This is a genomic window from Polynucleobacter finlandensis (assembly GCF_018881755.1).
Lineage (GTDB): Bacteria > Pseudomonadota > Gammaproteobacteria > Burkholderiales > Burkholderiaceae > Polynucleobacter > Polynucleobacter finlandensis.
The window spans coordinates 1-19,200 of record NZ_JACVPS010000022.1 but is presented as its reverse complement, the minus strand read 5'-3'; the positions used below and the strand labels follow the sequence as shown (position 1 = coordinate 19,200).

Here is a 19,200-nt window from a genome sequence, read left to right as displayed (position 1 = left end):
ATTTAATTAAGGCTAGAAATGGGAAGTTTGCGATTTATATTAGCACTAGCAGTCTTGCTCTCACATGCAGGCAGCACATATGTACTCATTGGTGGGCGGCTTGCCGTACATTTATTTTATGTGATTTCTGGTTTTCTTATTTCATATATTCTAATTGAGAAAAAAGCATACTCAAAGATTAGCAATTTTTATATCAATAGGTATTTAAGGCTTTATCCTATATATTTTGTAGTAGCGATACTTACACTCTTAGCGATAACATTAGGATCCTTTGGGGTAATTGAGAAATATCCATACTTTGAATTCACTAAAAACGCACCATTTTCAGCAAATTTATTACTAATTTTCTCAAATATCACTCTCTTTTTTCAAGATCTAGTAATGTTTTTGAGTGTTGTAAATAATCATCTTGTATTTTCTGCTGATATTTCTAAAAGTGAAATTAATATGTGGCAAGCATTACTACTCCCACAAGCTTGGACTTTAAGTCTCGAATTAAATTTTTATTTAATTACACCATTTTTTTTATCGAAAAGAAAAATACTAATTTCTCTCTTTCTATTGTCTTTAGCATTACGTATATATTTATATTCTATTGGTTTGGAAAAAAATGAATACTGGAGCAATAGATTTTTTCCGACGGAGTTATGCTTTTTTTTACTGGGGAGCTTATCGCATCAAATTATTCTGCCGATCTATTATAAAATTCTATCAAAAAAATATTTAGACAAATATGCATATTTAGCTACATATGCTCTAATTTTAATAGTGATTATTTTTTGGGATATACCAATACAGCAGGAAGTGAAAACTATTTTACTATTCTGCTTGTTTCCTATGCTATTACCATTAGCTTTTTTATTCCAATCAAAGAGGGGTTGGGATAGGATAATTGGCGAACTAAGCTATCCATTATATATATGCCATATTCTTGTAATATACATTATTGAAATAATCTTTTATAAATTAGATATAGAAAGTAAGATACTAAAAATAAATGCTGCTGTTATATTTTCTATCTGTTTTTCTATAATTTTAAATATTTATATTAACAATCCCATTGAATTATTACGCAATAGATATAAAAAAATTCTTTAAGATAGACTCTGAATGATTAACTACCAATACTTCTGCGGCGATATAAATTAAATATTGGGATTTCATCTTAGGATAGTGCTACGCAAATCAAGGCTGACCTATGCTTATTGTGCCCCTAACCTAATTTGGTTGAGGGTTAATGTGCTATCAATCGCCACTATGCTTGTATTAAAATCCAGTAATATTTTTTTGTCTGTTCTGTTGTTATTAGATCCAAATGTCACACGTTACTAGAAATATTCTTCATACGCTTCCAAATTACCGCCCCTATATCGATGGCCTAAGAGCCTTCGCAGTTTTATCTGTAGTGGGCTTTCATGCTTTCCCCAGATGGATTGGGGGTGGTTTTATTGGGGTGGATATTTTCTTTGTTATTTCAGGTTTTCTTATCTCGACCATTTTATTTGAGGGCTTAGAGAATCATTCTTTTAGCTTGTCTGACTTTTATGTCCGCCGTATCAGGCGAATTTTCCCAGCCCTTCTTCTAGTTTTAGTCTCTTGCTTTGCCTTTGGTTGGTTCACTCTTATGCCGGACGAGTACCTGCTGCTTGGCAAGCACTTGGCTGGCGGCGCTGGCTTTGTTTCAAATTTTATCTTCTGGAATGAGGCCGGCTATTTTGACAAAGTAGCTGAAACGAAGCCCTTACTTCATCTATGGAGCCTGGGTATTGAGGAGCAGTTTTATATTGTTTGGCCTTTATTGCTTTGGGCTACCTACAAATATCGTTTTAACCTTCTAACCATTACCGTCGTCATTGCTATAGCCTCCTTTGTACTGAATATGCATGAGGTAAAAACAGATGCGATAGCTGCCTTTTATTCTCCGCTAACCCGTTTTTGGGAATTGCTTTGCGGCAGCATCCTGGCATGGCTAACGCTTCATCCAACCACTACTTTTAGCGCCCTAGGAATCAAGTTAAATAGTTACCTAAACAGACTGATTTACAGGGATGCCTCGAAAGATAGGGGGCATACCCTAAGCAATGTGCAATCTATATTGGGATTTTTATTGATTTGCTATGGCCTATACCGGATCACGAGAGATTCCCATTTTCCTGGATCCTGGGCTTTAATCCCTGTAGCCGGCGCTGTACTTATTCTTTCAGCAGGATCTAATGCCTGGCTTAATCGAACCGTTCTTTCCAGTAAGTTGTTAGTCTGGCTTGGGCTCATTAGCTACCCTCTTTATTTATGGCACTGGGCCTTGCTGTCATTTGCCCGTATTTTAGAAGGAGATGTACCAAGTCGAAATATGCGTCTCATGTTGGTGGCTGCGTCTGTTGTGCTCGCATGGTTGACATATCAGCTCATTGAAAAACCGTTTCGCTTTGGTAAACATGGCAAAGCTAAAACTATCACACTACTGATGCTAATGATTATAGTTGGCTATGTTGGTTACAACACCTTCCAGAGTGGTGGGTTAGCGTTCAGAACTGAAATGACAAGACAAGCCTATAAGTTAAGCTCCGCTATTAACACCAAGCCAAATGAAGAATGCCTAAATTTTCATGAGGGAGTTGAATTCTTTGAAAATCATAAGTGTGAAGTGAGCGCTACTTCGCCTGAAAAAAGAAAAGTAATCTTGTACGGAGACTCTCATGCTTGGGGATTATCGCCTCCACTAATGGAGTACTTCACAAGTCAAGGGGATCAATTTAAAGAATATCTTACTGCTTACTGCGTCCCTTATGACTTAGACAATAAAAACGAGCGTTGCCGTAAGATCAATCACTATATTTTCGACAAGATTGCTAAACAAAAACCAGATCTTTTAATCATTTTTGCTTACTACTCTTTTAGGGCATCAGAATTCGAATATCAAGGGAAGGAGTCCTATGATCAACATATTAAAAATATTGCCCAAAATTTTCTCCGAGGAGGCGTTAAAAAAGTATTAATTGTAGGACCAATGCCCGTTTGGAATGCTGATTTACCCAAAATTCTTCAACGAGAATTTCTTATGAAAAGATTGCCTTTTCCTGAAAGAACGACTATTGGCCTTAAACAAGAATCTTTAGATTTTGATTCCAAGATGAAGAATTACACCTATCCAAACGGTGTGGAGTACGTTTCGCTAAATGAATTTTTGTGCGATGAAAAGGGATGCCTTGTTTCCACTGGCCCCAATGTCTCGGACCATCTTATGGTGTGGGACTATGGTCACTTAACCGTCCATGGCGCAAATTTTATTTTCAATAACCTTCTGAAGGCACATCTTCTTTAAGCCCATTACCTAGCCACAATGGAAGGATTAGATCAAATCCCGAGAAAATTCTAAAATTGCCAATATCTTGCCCTCGATCCCATAATAATCTTTTGTTTTAAGGTAAAATGAGGCAATCTTACAATTCGCTAATGTACAAATAAACCCCAGCCTGCAAAAAATAGTCCGCAGCTCATAATTTGAAAACAGATGATATGGTAGAGCACTTAAATAACGCTAGTAGTAGCGAGTTGACATTAGTTGAACTATTAAAATTTATTAAAAATGGCTGGAAGGTGTTGGCAATTTCTACCTTCTTATCTTTATGCATTGGCGCAGGGTATGCATTTCTTTCACAGGAAAAATTTCAAGCAATTGCAACAATGGAAATGGCGTCCACCCAGGGGGGCGAAGTAAGTCTAAGTACAGATGGAACTCAAACCATCCTTCTTGAAAAACCAAATAATTTAGTGGAAAAACTGAAACTTCCACTTTTTTATTCGGAAAAGACTATTGAAAAATGTCAATTAAAAAATCATAAATCCGCAAATGAGTTTTTATCTAAAACAATAAAGTCATCCTTAGTAAAAAATACTACTTACGTATCAATCACTTACATTGATACAGCCCCATTAAAAGCAAATGAATGCTTGACTGCTGTAGTTGAGGATATTAAAAACGATCAGGCTAAAATCGTTGAGCCTATCTTAGAGTATCGCAAGACTCAGATTGACTTATTAACGAGTCAACTCAATCAAACCGTTACCATGAATAGTAAGTCAACCTATTTTTATTCACAGCAAATTCTAGTAAATGAAATTGATAAATTAAGTTTGCAACTTGTGACTATAAAGAACGCGGCCTTACTTACACCGATCTTTTCCCCGCCGAATCGAGTTGAGCCAACTCCCTCTCAAATTTTGCTCATCTTCTTGATATTGGGGATAACCATTGGGTTGATACTTATAAAGATGAAGAAATTTTTTGACTAGTTATTCACAATTTCAAATTTATTAGTTGAAATAAAAAACATATCAAGGAAGTAGTCAAGTAAAAATGATGCTAATGTAGGGTGATTTGATAGCTTCCTTTAATTTAAAATTTTCGAGTTACCCTTGCTTCTTATAGGAAAACCGCCAATAAATTAATACAAAAATTCAGCCGAGGATTGAAGAGCATTTCATGACGTGTAATGTTATCCTTAGTTTTTTAATTATTACAATAACTCATCATAGAATGCCCTTATTTTGATTTATTATTCGATTTTTCGATGCATAAAGAGCGCCTTAAGTTATATAGGCTTGACGGCGGCATTGATTGCGTCTTTATACATTCTCTTGAATAATCTAGATCAGGTAGTAAGCCATCTTTTTTATTTCTCATCTTTTTTATTTCTCTTAATGTTTGTGGTGGGGCTAGTGGCCCCTCGTAAAGCTGCCTTAGGTATCTTTGTTTTTCTTGTGCCTATTGCTCCCACTCTTAGTAATCAAATTACCCTATACACTGGAGTACCCTTATGGTCTAGCCAGGCGATGGTGGGGTTTGATTTAGTCGCTAGCTATTTTTTAGCCATTTTTTGTAAATATATTTTGTATAGCATAGCGGTTCCTAATGTAAGGGGAATGGCACACTTGAAAGCAGCTTGGCCGGTTAATCTAGTCATCCTGATCATTAGCTGCTCAACTTTATTGGCGGTAACGCGTAATGCTTGGTACTCTGCAGCTCCTCTTGCGATAGCTGGAATTAACCTCAGCCTCATGGAGGCAAGGGGTATTGCTTGGTTTGATGATTTGCGACCTCTAGTCGATTGGATGGCCTACGCTTTATCGGGGGCAACCATTATTCTAGTAAGCAGTACTCTCAGAGCTACACACAACCGTAATCAATACATTTTTAGACCCATCATGGCTGGCCTATTTCTCTCGGGGATCCTGGCTATCATACAGAACCGTACTGGACTTGGATTAAATAATAGTCCCATATTTGACTCGCTGGGATATGCTGCAATTGGATTTCAGCCTGATTTGCATGCCTTTGCAGCCTATACTTTGCTGGGAGCGCTCGGACTTTGGGGTTATTTTTCTTTGTGCAAAGGTAAAGTCGAAAAAGGGTTCATTTTCATTGTTTCTATTCTTTCTTGGATTGCTTTGCTACTGAGTTATTCGAGGGCAACCCAGCTAATTGCCTTAATTGCAGTATTGATTTTTATTATTTTCAGAGTATTTGATCGAAAGAATAAATTATTCCTAGTGCACGTTTTAATTGGAGCATTAGTGCTCATGGGTATCAGCACTGCCTTGTTTTTCCTTTACCAAAATGAACTTCTGGCACTCATTCCGCAGCGAAATTTAATCATGTTCAATGACCTTGCGGGTATGAATTTGAATAATTTTGCGCAAATCAATGCTGCTCTTTCAGAGCGCCCTGCTTTCTGGTTAGTCGCCTTAAGAATGTGGCAGAGTTTCCCACTCTTCGGCGTAGGGCAAGGTGACTTTTATCAGCTATCCCCGCTCTTTAATTTTGAGAATTTCCCCGTACTTAGAGGGGGCGAAAACACTCATAACTATTTTCTGCAAACGTTGGCGGAAACTGGGCTGGTTGGTGTAGTTACTTTTATGATTGCCATCATTACCCCATTATTCTTGGTAAAAGATAGGCGTGTATTAATGCCAGCTGCATTTGCTTTATTTAGTTTATTTTTAGGTAATATTTATGCGCATTCATTTTTGGTACGTGAGAATTTACTGCTTGCCGCATTTTTTTTGGGGCTGATGTATTCCTATGTTCCATTAGAGAAGTTAGCTTTATCTCCATATCTGTTTTTGAGGGCATGGAAGCCGCAACTTTCTTGGAAATGGATTGCTCCCATTGCCGGCTTCGTATTATTGGGTTTAGGCACCCGTGAAATTTACACGTCTTTTTCTCGTTTTCCATTTGAATACGGCAGCAACTGTTTTGTAAATAAACCATTAAATGAAGATCGGTGGAGCTCAGGTCTTTACGAAATTGCACTGCCTATTGGTTCACATGGAGTTCAATTACCCATTCGCATGGATAGACCTAACATACAAAATACCCCTTTGTCAGCCACCTTGGAGATTGTGGATTCTAGTAATCAGGTATTGGCTTCACAGGCCTTGGTGTGGAGAAAAGAAGGCCCTTATATATTAAAAATTGATTTACCTAATGGGGGGGTTGTGACAGGGGCGGGGGTTAAGGCTTCCTTAAGGCTTTCCTCGTGTTGGACACCACGAAACCTGGGAATTAGTATGGATGGACGACGCTTGGGAGTTCTGATCGATTCTCCTATAATTGATTGAGTCGATTTCGTTTTTCTGAGCAATATCTTATTTTTGTCTTTCTACCCATTCATTTTGAAATTGCTACCCATGATCCGCTTCAAATCCATCTGGCTCTACCGAGATTTCATTTTAGGATCAGTAAAGCGTGACTTTCAGGCAAAATTTCAAAATTCGATTTTAGGAATTTTTTGGACTCTTCTGAATCCTTTAGCAATGATTCTAGTATATACGGTGGTATTTTCGCAGCTAATGAAAGCTAGAATGCCAGATGCTCCTGGTCCTTACTCTTATAGTATTTACCTATGTATGGGTATTTTAAGTTGGGGTTTATTTTCAGAAGTCTTTAATCGTTCTATTACTTTATTTCTGGACAATGCCAATTTACTTAAAAAAATTAAATTACCTAAAATCTCTTTCCCAATTATTTTAGTGTTCAATGCCTGGATCAACTTTTTAATCATTTTTTCATTATTTGTAGTTTTTTTAATACTTTCTAAAAATTTTCCAGGCAAGATATTTTTAGCAGTTATTCCAATTCTCTTAATTATTTCATTATTTGCTATAGCTCTTGGAATTGGTTTAGGAATCTTAAATGTTTTTTATAGGGACATTGGTCAAATCTCTGGAGTTTTTTTACAGTTTTGGTTTTGGCTGACGCCAATTGTGTACTCAATCGATATACTCCCTCCTAAATTACAAGTGGTCTTGCAGCTTAATCCAATGGTGCCACTCATTGCTGGGTTACAAAGGATAGTAATGGTTCGTCAATTGCCATTATGGGAGTCCTTGCTATATCCACTAGCCCTCGCAATAGTGCTTTCTTGGTGGGCTATGTATCTATTAAATAAGCATCAAAATGACATGATGGATGAGCTCTAATGGGAAGAATAATCGTTTCTCATCTTGGTAAGGCGTATAAAAAGTATCCTACACGGCTGATGCGTCTTGCTGAAGCGCTATTTCCCGAGTATGGCGATCTTCACACAATCCATTGGGTGTTAAAAGATATCAATTTTATAGTTGAGCCTGGTGAAGCCATTGGGATCATGGGCATTAATGGCGCCGGTAAAAGCACCCTCTTAAAAATGATTGCTGGTACCGTGGCACCCACAGAGGGTTCAGTTACCATTAGCGGCAAAGTAGCTGCGATGCTGGAGTTGGGAATGGGGTTCCATTCGGACTTTTCGGGGAGGCAAAATGTCTTTATGGCAGGGCAACTCTTAGGCTTAAAGACGCAAGAAATTGCCGAGCTCATGCCAGATATAGAGGCATTTGCAGAAATTGGTGATTATATTGATCAACCTGTGCGGATTTATAGTAGCGGGATGCAAATGAGGCTGGCATTTAGTGTGGCCACTGCAAGCCGTCCAGATATCCTTATTATTGATGAGGCTTTATCCGTAGGAGATGCTTATTTCCAGCATAAGAGTTTTGATCGGATTCGCCAGTTTCAATCACTAGGAACAACCCTATTAATGGTAAGTCATGACAAGGCAGCAATTCAATCTATTTGCGATCGAGCGATTCTTTTAAATGCCGGTAAGGTGGCTATGGAAGATAAGCCAGAAGTTGTCATGGATTATTACAATGCGATGTTAGCAGATAGGGAGAATAAATCGATAACACAAACCCCGGCATTGAGTGCGAATGGAATTCAAACCAAATCTGGTAGTAAAGAGGTAAGTATTACAGACGTTTATTTAGTAGATAGCAAGAATCAAAATATTGATATAGTTCGTGTTGGACAGACCGTCAGCCTAAAGGTTATTGCAAAGTGCAATCAAGACGTGGAGGACTTAGTGATAGGCTATGTCATTAAAGATCGACTTGGTCAAGAGATATTCGGTACCAATACCTTTCACTGTAAGCATCAATTTCAGTCGCTTGTAAGAGACCAAATCGTCGGGCTAGAATTTGAGTTCGATGCTAATTTAGGGTCCGGAAGCTTCTCAATATCAGTTGCGCTTCACACAGGTGATAATCATATTGCTAAAAATTATGAGTGGATAGATCGTGCGGTAGTGTTTAATGTCGTCAATATAGGTAATCATAATTTTGTGGGATCCTCTTGGTTGCCTCCTCGAGTTAAATGCTTGCCATGAATGAGAATAGTTTTTATCGGGCTTTTGAAGATCGTCATAGGGGATCACATGAGCTTATTAAAAGTCGTTTAAATTTTTATAAGCAATTCATTGAGCCACTGCTTGCTATTGAGAAGGACCCATGTGCCATAGACCTTGGGTGCGGAAGAGGGGAGTGGCTTGAAGTTCTAGGGGAAATGGGTGTTACTGCTATAGGTGTTGATCTAGATAAGGGGATGCTGGCCGCTTGTGCCGAAAAAGGACTGACCGGAATACATGGCGATGCAATTGAATTTTTATCCTCTTTGGAAGATAAATCTCAATTGGTAGTGTCAGCCTTTCATGTGGTTGAGCATATTCCATTTGAGGAAATACAGCGATTAACTAAGGAGGCGCACCGCGTATTGAAGCCCGGTGGTTTGTTAATCATAGAAACGCCCAATCCAGAAAATATTTATGTTGCTACCTACAATTTTTATTTAGACCCTACCCACATTAAGCCAATACCACCAGATTTATTGGTTTTTATTACTGAATACTGTGGATTCTCGCGGGGAAATATCGTTCGCTTGCAGGAATCACGACAAGTATTGCATTCACAAGCGCTGACATTGAATGATGTTTTAGGCGGCGCAAGCCCAGATTATGCGATCGTTGCTCAAAAAGCGGCAATACAAGAGATTTATTCTGTATGTGATAAGGCATTTAGTCAGGAATTTGGCATAAATTCTATAAATTTAGCGGCTCGATATTCGGATCAGCTTGAGTCAAAAATTGAACGAATTCGTATTGGGGCGCAACAAGCTAATGATAGGGCGCAACAAGCTAATTATAGGGTGCAACAGGCTAATGATAGGGCGCAACAGGCTAATGATAGGATCAACCAGGTGAATTTAGTCATTCAAAGCATCTATACAAGTAACTCTTGGAGAGTTACTTGGCCTTTAAGGTGGGTTGGGTCTCAGGTAAGAAAGTTACAGCAGGAAGGCATTACTACTCGATCAAGGCTGTTTGTTAAAAAAGTTTTATTAAACACCCCGGTGATCTCTAGCATATTAAGGGATAGGGAGAACAAGACCAGAAAGGCAATGATTTCAGTTAGTCGCCGCATGAAAGTATATCCTTTCCTGTGTAAATGCTACTGCGTGTTAATGGGGGGAAAAGCTAACTCTCTTCAGTCTGCAGACTTGGCTCATAATCAACCAGTGTCATCGTTAGATGACCTTAGCGCTAATGCAAAAAAAATCTACTTTCAATTAACTGAAGAGGTAAGCTCGTCTGAGGATGGGGTGTAAATTGATGAGAATTCTCATTGATCTTCAAGGCGCTCAGACTAGCAGTAGGTTTCGAGGGATTGGCCGCTATAGCTTGGAGTTGACGAAAGGTCTGCTTCGCGTCTCTCATGGCCACCAAATATTAATACTTCTAAATGGACTTCTTCCAGATTCAATCGATGGAATTCGATATGAACTCAAAGAACTTATTGCTCCAGATCAAATATTCATTTGGGAGGGTGTGGGGCCAACTGCATATGTTGATGTAAATAATAGGTGGCGTCAGTATGCGTCTGAAATGATTCGAGAATCGTTTATCCAATCTTTAAATCCCGACATAGTACTGAATACGAGTCTTTTTGAGGGATATGGGGATGATTATGTTGGGGGAATCAATGATCTGAGTGGGGATATTCCCGTTGCTACTATATTTTATGACTTGATTCCTTTGATCTATCCGAAGAATTATTTATCTGATTCTCTGTATGCGCAATGGTACAAAGATCGTTTGGCTATTCTAAAAAAAGCCGATTTCTTTTTATCTATTTCGGACTCTTCCATGAAAGAGGCTATTGGATATTTAGGAATTTCATCTGATCGTATTGCTAATATTTCATCCGCAGTTTCAGAAAGCTTTGCAGATAAGCAAGATAAAGTGATAGCGTCTGAATTTTTAAGATCACTCCGCATAACAAAACCTTTTATAATGTACACAAGCGCTACTGATGCTAGAAAAAATCATTTTCGCTTAATTGAGGCCTATGCAAATTTAGATGAGACTCTAAAAGATAAGCATCAATTAGTGCTTGCTGGTGGGATGCCCAAAGAGCATCAGAATCGGTTCATAAAATACGCAATAAAATTAGGAATAGATACTAATTCATTAATAATTACTGGTGAACTTAGTGATGAAGAATTAAATATTTTGTATAGCGCATGCTTAGTATTTGTCTTTCCATCATGGCACGAAGGATTTGGTTTGCCTGTATTGGAGGCAATGCATTTCAATAAGGCAGTGATTGCCTCAAATCAGTCAAGCATTCCTGAAATTTTAGGAAATGATGCGGCCCTATTTGATCCATTTGATGTGGATGATATTAGCAGCAAAATCCAGCAAGTTTTGGTCGATACTGAGTTTCGTCGGTCCCTGGAAATTAATAGTGAGAAGCGGAAAAAACATTTTTCTTGGGATAAAACAGCACAATTAGCAATAGTTGCTTTAGAGCGCTTTGTTGCACAAGTAGGACTTGAGAAAAGTTCCAAACAACACGATAGTATCAAAAAAAATCAGCGCTTGGATAAATTAATTTCTAATATTAAAAATATCCAATTGCCGCATAAGAAGGTTGATTTATTGCGAGCTGCAGATTCAATTTCTCTAAATTCTTATAAATCTTCCCCCAAGCAGTTATTGGTGGATATATCAGTACTAGTTGAGCATGATGCTAAGACTGGTATCCAGCGTGTTGTACGTAATATCCTAAGGGAGTGGGTAGAGCATCCCCCGAAAGGATATAAAGTAGAACCTGTCTATGCGGAAATTGATAAACCTTATTGTTATGCTCGTAAATATACAGAGAACTTTATAGGCCAGAACATAGATTCTAAAAGTGATGATGTGGTGGAGTTCTCAACAGGAGATATTTTTCTTGGCCTGGATTTGCTATATCCCTATTTGGCTGCTAGGCATGATTCGTTTTATAGGAAGATGAAAAACCATGGTGTAAGAGTCAAGTTTGTTGTGTATGATTTATTGCCCATTCTCTTTCCTGATTATGTGGTGCAGGGTGCTCCAGAAGCCCATTCAAGCTGGTTAAAAATAGTGGCTCACTCTGATGGGGCTATATGTATTTCTCAATCGGTAGCCTCAGAATTGAAAGAGTGGTTAGCAAAAGAACAAGCCCCCACCTCCAAAACCTTTGAAATTGATTGGTTTCACTTAGGGGGCGATGAAGAAGCTTTCACACCTTTTTTATCAAGAGAGTCAAATGCTGAAGCTGAAGTAATCGAGATTATTTCTAGTAAGCCTTCTTTTCTCAGTGTTGGAACTATTGAGCCACGTAAGGGCTATGCGCAGATTTTGTCTGCTTTCGAATTGCTCTGGGATCGGGGCCATGATATTAATTTGATATTGGTTGGCAAGCAAGGATGGAAAGTCGACCAGTTAATAGAAAAACTTAGAAATCACCCACAATTAGGCGGTCATCTTTTTTGGTTTAGTGGGATTGACGATCTCTTTCTAAGTGAAATTTATAAAAATTGTATTTGTCTTGTGGCGGCCTCCGAGGGCGAGGGATTTGGATTGCCGCTGATAGAAGCTGCCCATAAGGGTATCCCAATTATTGCCCGAAGTATTCCGGTATTCCATGAAGTCGCTGGGGATCATGCTTATTACTTTGAGGGGTTAGCTCCAAATGATCTTGGTTTAGCTATAGAAGGCTGGCTAAAGCTCGCAACAGAAAATCTCGCTCCATCATCAACGGAAATGTCTTGGGGAACTTGGGAGCAGAGCGCTCGGCAGCTATTGAGAGCGCTAGATAAAGAGTTGATACTTTAGATTACTACTTCTTTATGAATTTAAATAATAAAAAAGTTACCACATTTATACTATGGGGCATTTTTTTTCTTGCCTTCATTATGGGCCCCATACGACAGCATCATGGTTTGGAGTTGATGCCGGGAGATTTTGGGGATGCCCGTTTAAATAATTATTTTCTAGAAAATATATATCAATATCTTATTGGTAACTCACACTCCCTCATCCATTTAAATTTCTTCAGCTATTTCCCATATGTATTAGGGTTTAGTGATAACTTATTTGGCGCATCACCTATTTATTTATTCTTTCGCGCGGTCACTGGTGAGTCTGATACGGCTTTTCAGATTTGGTTTTATTTTTCTTATGTAGCAAACTATTTTGCAGCCTACTGGGCTCTACGTTTACTGGGCCTGTCGCCAATAGCTGCTATTTGTGGCAGTATAATTTTTGCGTTTGCTTTGCCAGTTTCTGCGCAAACGCTCCATGCGCAATTGGGGTATAGATTTAGTGTTCCCCTAACTATTGCTTATTTTTATTTATTTTTAGAGCGCGGAAATATTTACTATTTATTATATTCAGCTGCCTGGCTAGTTTGGGGGTTTTACTGCTCTATTTATATTGGAGTGTTTAATGCAATTTTTTTAGCGTTAATGCTCTTGGCTTTTCTAGTTTTGAGTTTATGTAACAAACGCATTTTCCAAATGACATGGTACCAGCAGTCAATAAATATTACCCGGAGAGTCTGGATCTCCTATGGCTTAGCCATCATTTTTATGGTGGCTGCTATGGCTATCTTAATGTACCCCTATATTATGGCCTCTATCTTATATGGGTTTAAACGACATTATTCAGAAATATACAGCATGTTACCAAGCATGCAGAGTTATGCGCTAGCTGACTTATCGCTTATTTGGGGGCCTTACTTAGCATTACTCAAAGGCATCCCAATAAGGCATGAACAACAATTGTTTATCGGTATTATTCCAGCGCTTCTATTAATTGCCTCATTATTCGTTAAAAAATCTAAGCTAAAAGCAACTTACATCATTATCTTTAGCTCGTTAATTATCACAGCATTGATTACCTTAAAGTTTGGACAGCAGTTTAGTCTTTGGGAATATATATCGACGTTACCATTGCTAAGCTCACTTCGAGCCATGGGTAGAATCATCTTAGTTTTACTCTTTCCTGTTGCCTTTTTATGCGCAGTAACTGTTCAGTCTGTAGAGCGACGATCGAATAAGACATCAAAATTATTTTTATGCTTTATTGTGATGGGGCTACTGATCGAGAGTGTGGCTTGCAATATCTATGTTGCATTTCCAAAAAGTGAGTGGAGGGCGAGACTCACTAGTGAGCAGCTTAGATTGCCAAAGGATATTCCGTCTAATGCAGTTCTCTTTTTTTCGCAAAGGGCTCAAGCGCCTCATATAGATGAACTAGATGCTATGTGGGTTTCCATGCTCCACTCTAGGCCAACATTAAATGGTTATTCAGGAAACTTCCCGCCAGGATATAGGTTTAATTTTGGTTCAAATTGTCTAGAGCTTCCTCTACGAGTGATTGCTTATTTAAATTTTACGCAGCAATTAAATGGGAAAAAATATAGCGAGCTCATGCATCGTGTGATTCCAATTGGATTTGAAAACTGTCAAAATGACTGGTTATCTTCTGAACCTAAAATTACTAGCTCAATTAAACCGTACTCAGTTCAAGAATTTAAAGAGCTAGCATTTGGCAATATCAAGAGTAGGCAGATGAATAACCGCTTGTTGCTAACAGTAGACATTAAAAATAATGGAACAATACCGATTTCTGGATTTTCTACGAGTGGTCACCCTATTAGCCTTTCCTATCGATTGCTAGATAAAGCTGGTATACCCATGAGCGGCTGGGATCCACGCTATCCATTACTTGCAGATATTCCTGCAAAAGGCGTGCTCCACTTTCAGTTTGATATCCCCATGGTCACCCTAGATCCTGGATTTCTTGAAATTTCATTGGTGCAAGAGGGTATATTTTGGGGCCATGATATTGGAATAACCCCCGAAAAAGTAGCTTTGACCAGTTTGTTGAAATAATCATCAGCCCATTAAACCCACGATGTTACAGATATAATAATCAGTATGAAATTATCGATCATCATACCTTGCTACAACGAATTAAATACCATTGATAGGATTATAGAAGCAGTCAATGCGGCACCCTATCCTGATAAAGAAATCATTATCGTGGATGATTTCTCTATGGATGGTACTCGAGATAAATTAAAAAACGAGATTCAGTCTTCTGGGCTGGTGCATCAAGTTCTTTATCATGACATTAACCAGGGAAAAGGTGCGGCATTACGTACTGGGATTGCTGCGGCTACGGGGGATTTAGTCATCATACAAGATGCCGATATGGAATATGACCCTAATGAGTATCCACGCTTGGTTGAGCCAATCCTTAAAAATAGAGCAGATGTGGTATTCGGATCACGATTTTTAGGGGGCGATGCGCATCGCGTCCTTTACTTTTGGCATCGAGTTGGAAATGGTCTCTTAACTCTCATGTCTAATATGTTTACTAATTTGAATTTGACGGACATGGAGACTTGCTACAAAGTCTTTCGTCGTGAAATTATTCAAAATATTTCAATCGAAGAAAATCGCTTTGGATTTGAGCCAGAGATTACAGCAAAAGTATCTAAATTAAATTGCCGCATTTATGAGGTCGGGATTTCCTACTATGGCCGTACTTATGATGAGGGAAAAAAGATTGGCTGGCGAGATGGTTTTCGTGCTATTTACTGCATAATTAAATATAACCTTCGGTAATGCGCCTACTAAAATATTTTTTCGTTGGCGGTACGGCTGCTGCTGTTGATATTGGCCTTTTTTCACTCTGCGCTGGATATCTTGGATGGCCTTGGATTCCGGTATCGATATGTACCTTTATCCTTGCAACTCTGGTTAATTACTTCCTATCAATCCAATTTGTTTTTGAAAGTGGCTCTCGTCATAAAAAGCATGTGGAAGTGATTGGCGTATTTTTAGTCAGCGGACTGGCTCTACTGGTAAATCAACTGGTTTTATTTATGGCCATTGAAGTACTGGGTTGGCATCTCATTGTTTCAAAAATCATTGCCACTGGAGCTGTGTTCTTTTGGAACTACTTCGGTAGAGCCAAATTCGTTTTCTAATTAACAATTTTTTTGGATAGAAATTAATGAAAGTCACCATTATTGGCAGCGGCTACGTAGGTTTAGTGACTGGCGCATGCCTTGCAGAGCAGGGTAACAATGTGTTTTGCTTAGACCTAGACCCTAAGAAAATTGAGATCCTCAATTCTGGTGGCGTTCCCATTTACGAGCCAGGCCTAAAAGAAATGATCGAGCGCAATCGTGCTGCTGGTCGTTTGCAATTCTCTACTGATATTGCTGCATCAGTAGCCCATGGCGATATTCAATTTATTGCTGTCGGTACTCCTCCAGATGAGGATGGCTCTGCGGATTTGCAGTATGTTGTTGCTGCTGCCCGCAATATCGGCCGCTATGCCTCCACTCCTAAGGTCATCGTGGATAAATCTACGGTACCGGTAGGCACTGCGGATAAGGTTCAAGCAGCCATTACAGATGAACTCCAAAAAAGAGGCCTGCCTGCGGACCTGTGTTCTGTCGTCTCTAATCCAGAGTTCTTAAAAGAGGGTGCCGCAGTGGAAGACTTTATGCGCCCTGATCGCATAGTGATTGGTACAGAAAATACACCAGCAGGTCTGCGTGCTAAAGAGCAAATGCGTAAGCTCTATGCGCCTTTTAATCGTAATCATGAGCGTACTTATTACATGGATGTCAAAAGTGCAGAGTTAACAAAGTATGCCGCTAATGCCATGCTTGCGACCCGCATCTCTTTTATGAATGAACTTGCCAATCTTGCTGATTTGGTTGGTGCAGACATTGAAGCTGTTCGTCAAGGGATTGGATCAGATTCTCGAATCGGCTTTGGATTCCTATATCCAGGAACAGGATATGGTGGTTCTTGCTTTCCGAAGGATGTTTCGGCTTTATCTAAAACGGCGCTGGAACACGGCAGAGATTTGAAAATCTTGAATGCCGTAGAAGCGGTCAATGAATTACAAAAATACACCTTAGTAGAAAAGATTGAAAAACGCTTTGGCGCAGACTTATCTAATATGAAATTTGCGCTCTGGGGATTGGCATTTAAGCCCAATACAGACGATATGCGTGAAGCCCCTAGCCGAGTCATTATTGCCGAACTCGTGAAGCGTGGCGCTAGCATAGTTGCTCATGATCCTGTGGCGATGCCTGAAGCAAAGCACTGCCTTGAGCAGGACTTTATAGCCAACCCAGAAGGCTTTAAAAAGATATCTATGGTTGACGACCCTATGGCAGCCCTCAATGGATGTGATGCCCTGGTGATTGTGACTGAGTGGAAAGCGTTCCGTAGCCCTGATTTTAATCAAGTCATGCAAAAACTAACCCATCCAATCATTTTTGACGGTCGTAATCTCTATGAGCCACAGGCCATGCAAGAATTAGGTATTGAGTACTACGGTATTGGGCGACATAATTAAAATGAAAATGAGTTTCTAAGCCATATGCAAAATTACAATCGACTCAACAAAATCCTTATCACTGGTGGCGCTGGTTTTCTAGGCTCTCACCTCACTGAAAAGCTACTCAAAGAGGGTAATGAAGTGCTGGTAGTAGATAACTTCTTTACTGGCACCAAGCAAAATCTAGCGCACCTATTGCCTAATCCCAATTTAGAAGTGATGCGTCACGATGTGACCTTCCCCCTTTATGTAGAAACAAAGCAAATCTATAACTTGGCCTGCCCAGCATCACCCGTGCACTATCAGTATGACCCGGTGCAAACCACCAAGACCAGTGTGCATGGCGCGATTAATATGCTCGGGCTTGCTAAAAGAATGAGAGCGCGCATCTTGCAAGCATCCACCAGTGAAGTCTATGGGGATCCAGAAGTGCATCCTCAGCCAGAGGAGTACTGGGGCAGAGTCAATCCGATTGGGATTCGTTCTTGCTATGATGAAGGCAAGCGCTGCGCTGAGACCCTCTTTTTTGACTATTACCGTCAGCATCAGTTAGATATCAAGGTCGTCCGTATTTTTAATACCTATGGCCCGCGCATGCATCCCAATGATGGCCGAGTGGTGAGTAACTTCATTGTGCAGGCCTTACAAGGTCAAGACATCACTATTTATGGCGATGGTCAACAAACCAGAAGCTTTTGCTATGTCGATGACCTCATTGATGTCATGGTCCGCATGATGAACTCAGAGGCCGGCTTTACCGGACCAGTCAATATTGGCAACCCAGGCGAGTTCACCATGCTGCAATTGGCTGAAACCGTATTAAAGCTTTCTGGTAGCAAGTCCAAGTTGGTATTTGAACCATTACCATCGGATGATCCTAAGCAGCGCCAACCGAATATCGAGCTAGCTAAAGCGAAGCTGGGGTGGGAGCCAAAGATCAATCTAGAAGATGGCCTCAAAGAGACGATCGCTTACTTTAAGAAAGTGGTTGGATAAGGTCTTTAGTCCTTAAATCCCCATTGCCAGTCTCGCGCATTGCTGCAATGCTCGGTGTCGTAGCATTCTTCTCGGCATTTTTTGCCAAATGGGCTGCTCCGTTTTCACTTCTTGAAAATATTCTCGAACTGTCATTGGAAAAATGCGATCTTTTCTATAGATCGAGCACTCCATCCATTCGGGGACAGCATTATTACCTACTTCTCCTTGTGTGAAAGTCATGCCATTAAATTGAGGATGTTGATTGAGTAAGTGCATCCATCCTTCTATGGTAATTTGCACTTGCCAATGGCCATCCTCATATTGGGTAAAGCCAATTTCTTCTTTGAATGGATCTAGCACGCAATCTTGTACGGTTCGCAGTAAAGACAAGATCGTTTTAGGTGGCACTTCAATTTGCAGATCAACCCAGGCTTGCAACTCTTCTTCTTCAATACGAAGGGTTTTGGCAGCATTACTGATTTCTTTACTAATGAGCTTATGAAAGATGGCAATGGGTTTGGATAAGTCTGTCGAATGCTCGATTACGCCGCTTTGCTTTGACCCTGAAAAAGCAATCATCCTGACATTATTTCCCGGTGGGGCTACTTGCTTTTCTGAGGGTGCAGGTTCATTGGTATTCGCAGAGCTCTGCTTCGATGCTGTTTTGGCTTCCATCAGACTCTTTAAGGTTTGCATGCGTTTTTCGCTGGTCTGTTTCATATAGCCTCCCCTGTCCCGCAATCACCTTGATGTTGGATTTGCTTAGGCTCCTTAATCAGTAGGCGTCTGGAAGTTTGCAGGGGAATTTGATATTGAGAATACACATCAGGGGATTCCTTTTCAAAACGCTTACTATCAAATCGATAGCTGGCTTTAGGGAGTTTCCAGGTGGCTAGTACTCGCCCTTGATAGGTAAGCATTTCTGCATCTTGCATTTGCGCCATGATTGCTTGCTTAATCTCACTCACCTGGGCTTCTTGGTGATCGATCTCCTGATTTAATAATTGTAGCTGCACAATCAGCTGCGCAGTATCTGCTTTTGCTTCGATGGTTTTCCCGCAAATCTCTTTAGTAAATAGCGCTTGGTAATCGGCCTGAGATTGCGCAGTAGGAGCAATATCGGCCAAGACGCATGCATGCCAAAAGTGAGCGGCTTTGTCTAGTACAA

15 protein-coding genes are annotated in these 19,200 nt (G+C 39.8%); 13 read left to right on the top strand and 2 right to left on the bottom strand.

Annotation, left to right across the window (positions count from 1 at the left end; translation table 11 throughout):
- Positions 1-18: 18 nt before the first annotated feature.
- The 13 genes from ICN49_RS11290 to ICN49_RS11230 all read left to right on the top strand — a co-directional run bounded on the left by ICN49_RS11290 (position 19) and on the right by ICN49_RS11230 (position 18,050).
- Positions 19-1,098 carry an acyltransferase family protein gene (locus ICN49_RS11290; protein WP_216168178.1) on the top strand — a complete coding sequence of 360 codons (1,080 nt, stop codon included), beginning with the start codon at positions 19-21 and terminating at the stop codon, positions 1,096-1,098.
- Positions 1,099-1,405: 307 nt separating this feature from the next.
- On the top strand, positions 1,406-3,322 hold the full coding sequence (locus ICN49_RS11285; protein WP_439650867.1) for an acyltransferase family protein: 1,917 nt from the start codon (positions 1,406-1,408) through the stop codon (positions 3,320-3,322).
- Between the two features lie 179 nt (positions 3,323-3,501).
- Positions 3,502-4,293 (top strand): Wzz/FepE/Etk N-terminal domain-containing protein, encoded by a 792-nt coding sequence (locus tag ICN49_RS11280; RefSeq protein WP_216168176.1) that lies wholly within the window; start codon positions 3,502-3,504, stop codon positions 4,291-4,293.
- 255 nt (positions 4,294-4,548) lie between these two features.
- Positions 4,549-6,621: an O-antigen ligase family protein gene (locus tag ICN49_RS11275; protein ID WP_216168175.1), complete on the top strand. Its 2,073-nt coding sequence runs from the start codon at positions 4,549-4,551 to the stop codon at positions 6,619-6,621.
- A gap of 69 nt (positions 6,622-6,690) precedes the next feature.
- The gene (locus ICN49_RS11270) at positions 6,691-7,482 is read left to right on the top strand and encodes an ABC transporter permease (protein ID WP_216168174.1); all 792 of its coding nucleotides are present in this window, start codon (positions 6,691-6,693) and stop codon (positions 7,480-7,482) included.
- A complete protein-coding gene (locus ICN49_RS11265; protein ID WP_216168173.1) occupies positions 7,482-8,705 on the top strand; it encodes an ABC transporter ATP-binding protein in 1,224 nt (407 codons plus the stop codon). Before ICN49_RS11270 ends, ICN49_RS11265 begins: the two co-directional genes overlap by 1 nt.
- Entirely contained in the window at positions 8,702-9,979 is a 1,278-nt protein-coding gene (locus ICN49_RS11260; RefSeq protein ID WP_216168172.1) for a methyltransferase domain-containing protein, read from the top strand. The genes ICN49_RS11265 and ICN49_RS11260 overlap by 4 nt, the downstream gene beginning before the upstream one ends.
- Positions 9,980-9,983: 4 nt before the next feature.
- The gene (locus tag ICN49_RS11255; protein ID WP_216168171.1) at positions 9,984-12,515 is read left to right on the top strand and encodes a glycosyltransferase family 4 protein; all 2,532 of its coding nucleotides are present in this window, start codon (positions 9,984-9,986) and stop codon (positions 12,513-12,515) included.
- Positions 12,516-12,529: 14 nt separating this feature from the next.
- Positions 12,530-14,578: a glycosyltransferase family protein gene (locus ICN49_RS11250; protein ID WP_216168170.1), complete on the top strand. Its 2,049-nt coding sequence runs from the start codon at positions 12,530-12,532 to the stop codon at positions 14,576-14,578.
- Between the two features lie 45 nt (positions 14,579-14,623).
- Positions 14,624-15,316, top strand: a complete 693-nt coding sequence (locus tag ICN49_RS11245) for a glycosyltransferase family 2 protein (RefSeq protein WP_216861208.1) — start codon at positions 14,624-14,626, stop codon at positions 15,314-15,316.
- Entirely contained in the window at positions 15,316-15,681 is a 366-nt protein-coding gene (locus ICN49_RS11240; protein WP_216168169.1) for a GtrA family protein, read from the top strand. The genes ICN49_RS11245 and ICN49_RS11240 overlap by 1 nt, the downstream gene beginning before the upstream one ends.
- A gap of 26 nt (positions 15,682-15,707) precedes the next feature.
- The gene (locus tag ICN49_RS11235) at positions 15,708-17,072 is read left to right on the top strand and encodes a UDP-glucose dehydrogenase family protein (RefSeq protein WP_216168168.1); all 1,365 of its coding nucleotides are present in this window, start codon (positions 15,708-15,710) and stop codon (positions 17,070-17,072) included.
- Positions 17,073-17,096: 24 nt separating this feature from the next.
- Positions 17,097-18,050: a UDP-glucuronic acid decarboxylase family protein gene (locus ICN49_RS11230; protein WP_216168167.1), complete on the top strand. Its 954-nt coding sequence runs from the start codon at positions 17,097-17,099 to the stop codon at positions 18,048-18,050.
- A gap of 12 nt (positions 18,051-18,062) precedes the next feature.
- On the opposite strand, the gene ICN49_RS11225 is transcribed toward ICN49_RS11230, so the two are convergent.
- Positions 18,063-18,752: a recombinase RecT gene (locus tag ICN49_RS11225; RefSeq protein ID WP_216168166.1), complete on the bottom strand. Its 690-nt coding sequence runs from the start codon at positions 18,750-18,752 to the stop codon at positions 18,063-18,065.
- A partial coding sequence (locus tag ICN49_RS11220; RefSeq protein WP_216168165.1) for a hypothetical protein occupies positions 18,749-19,200 on the bottom strand: 452 nt, incomplete at its 5' end. The genes ICN49_RS11220 and ICN49_RS11225, both read right to left, overlap by 4 nt.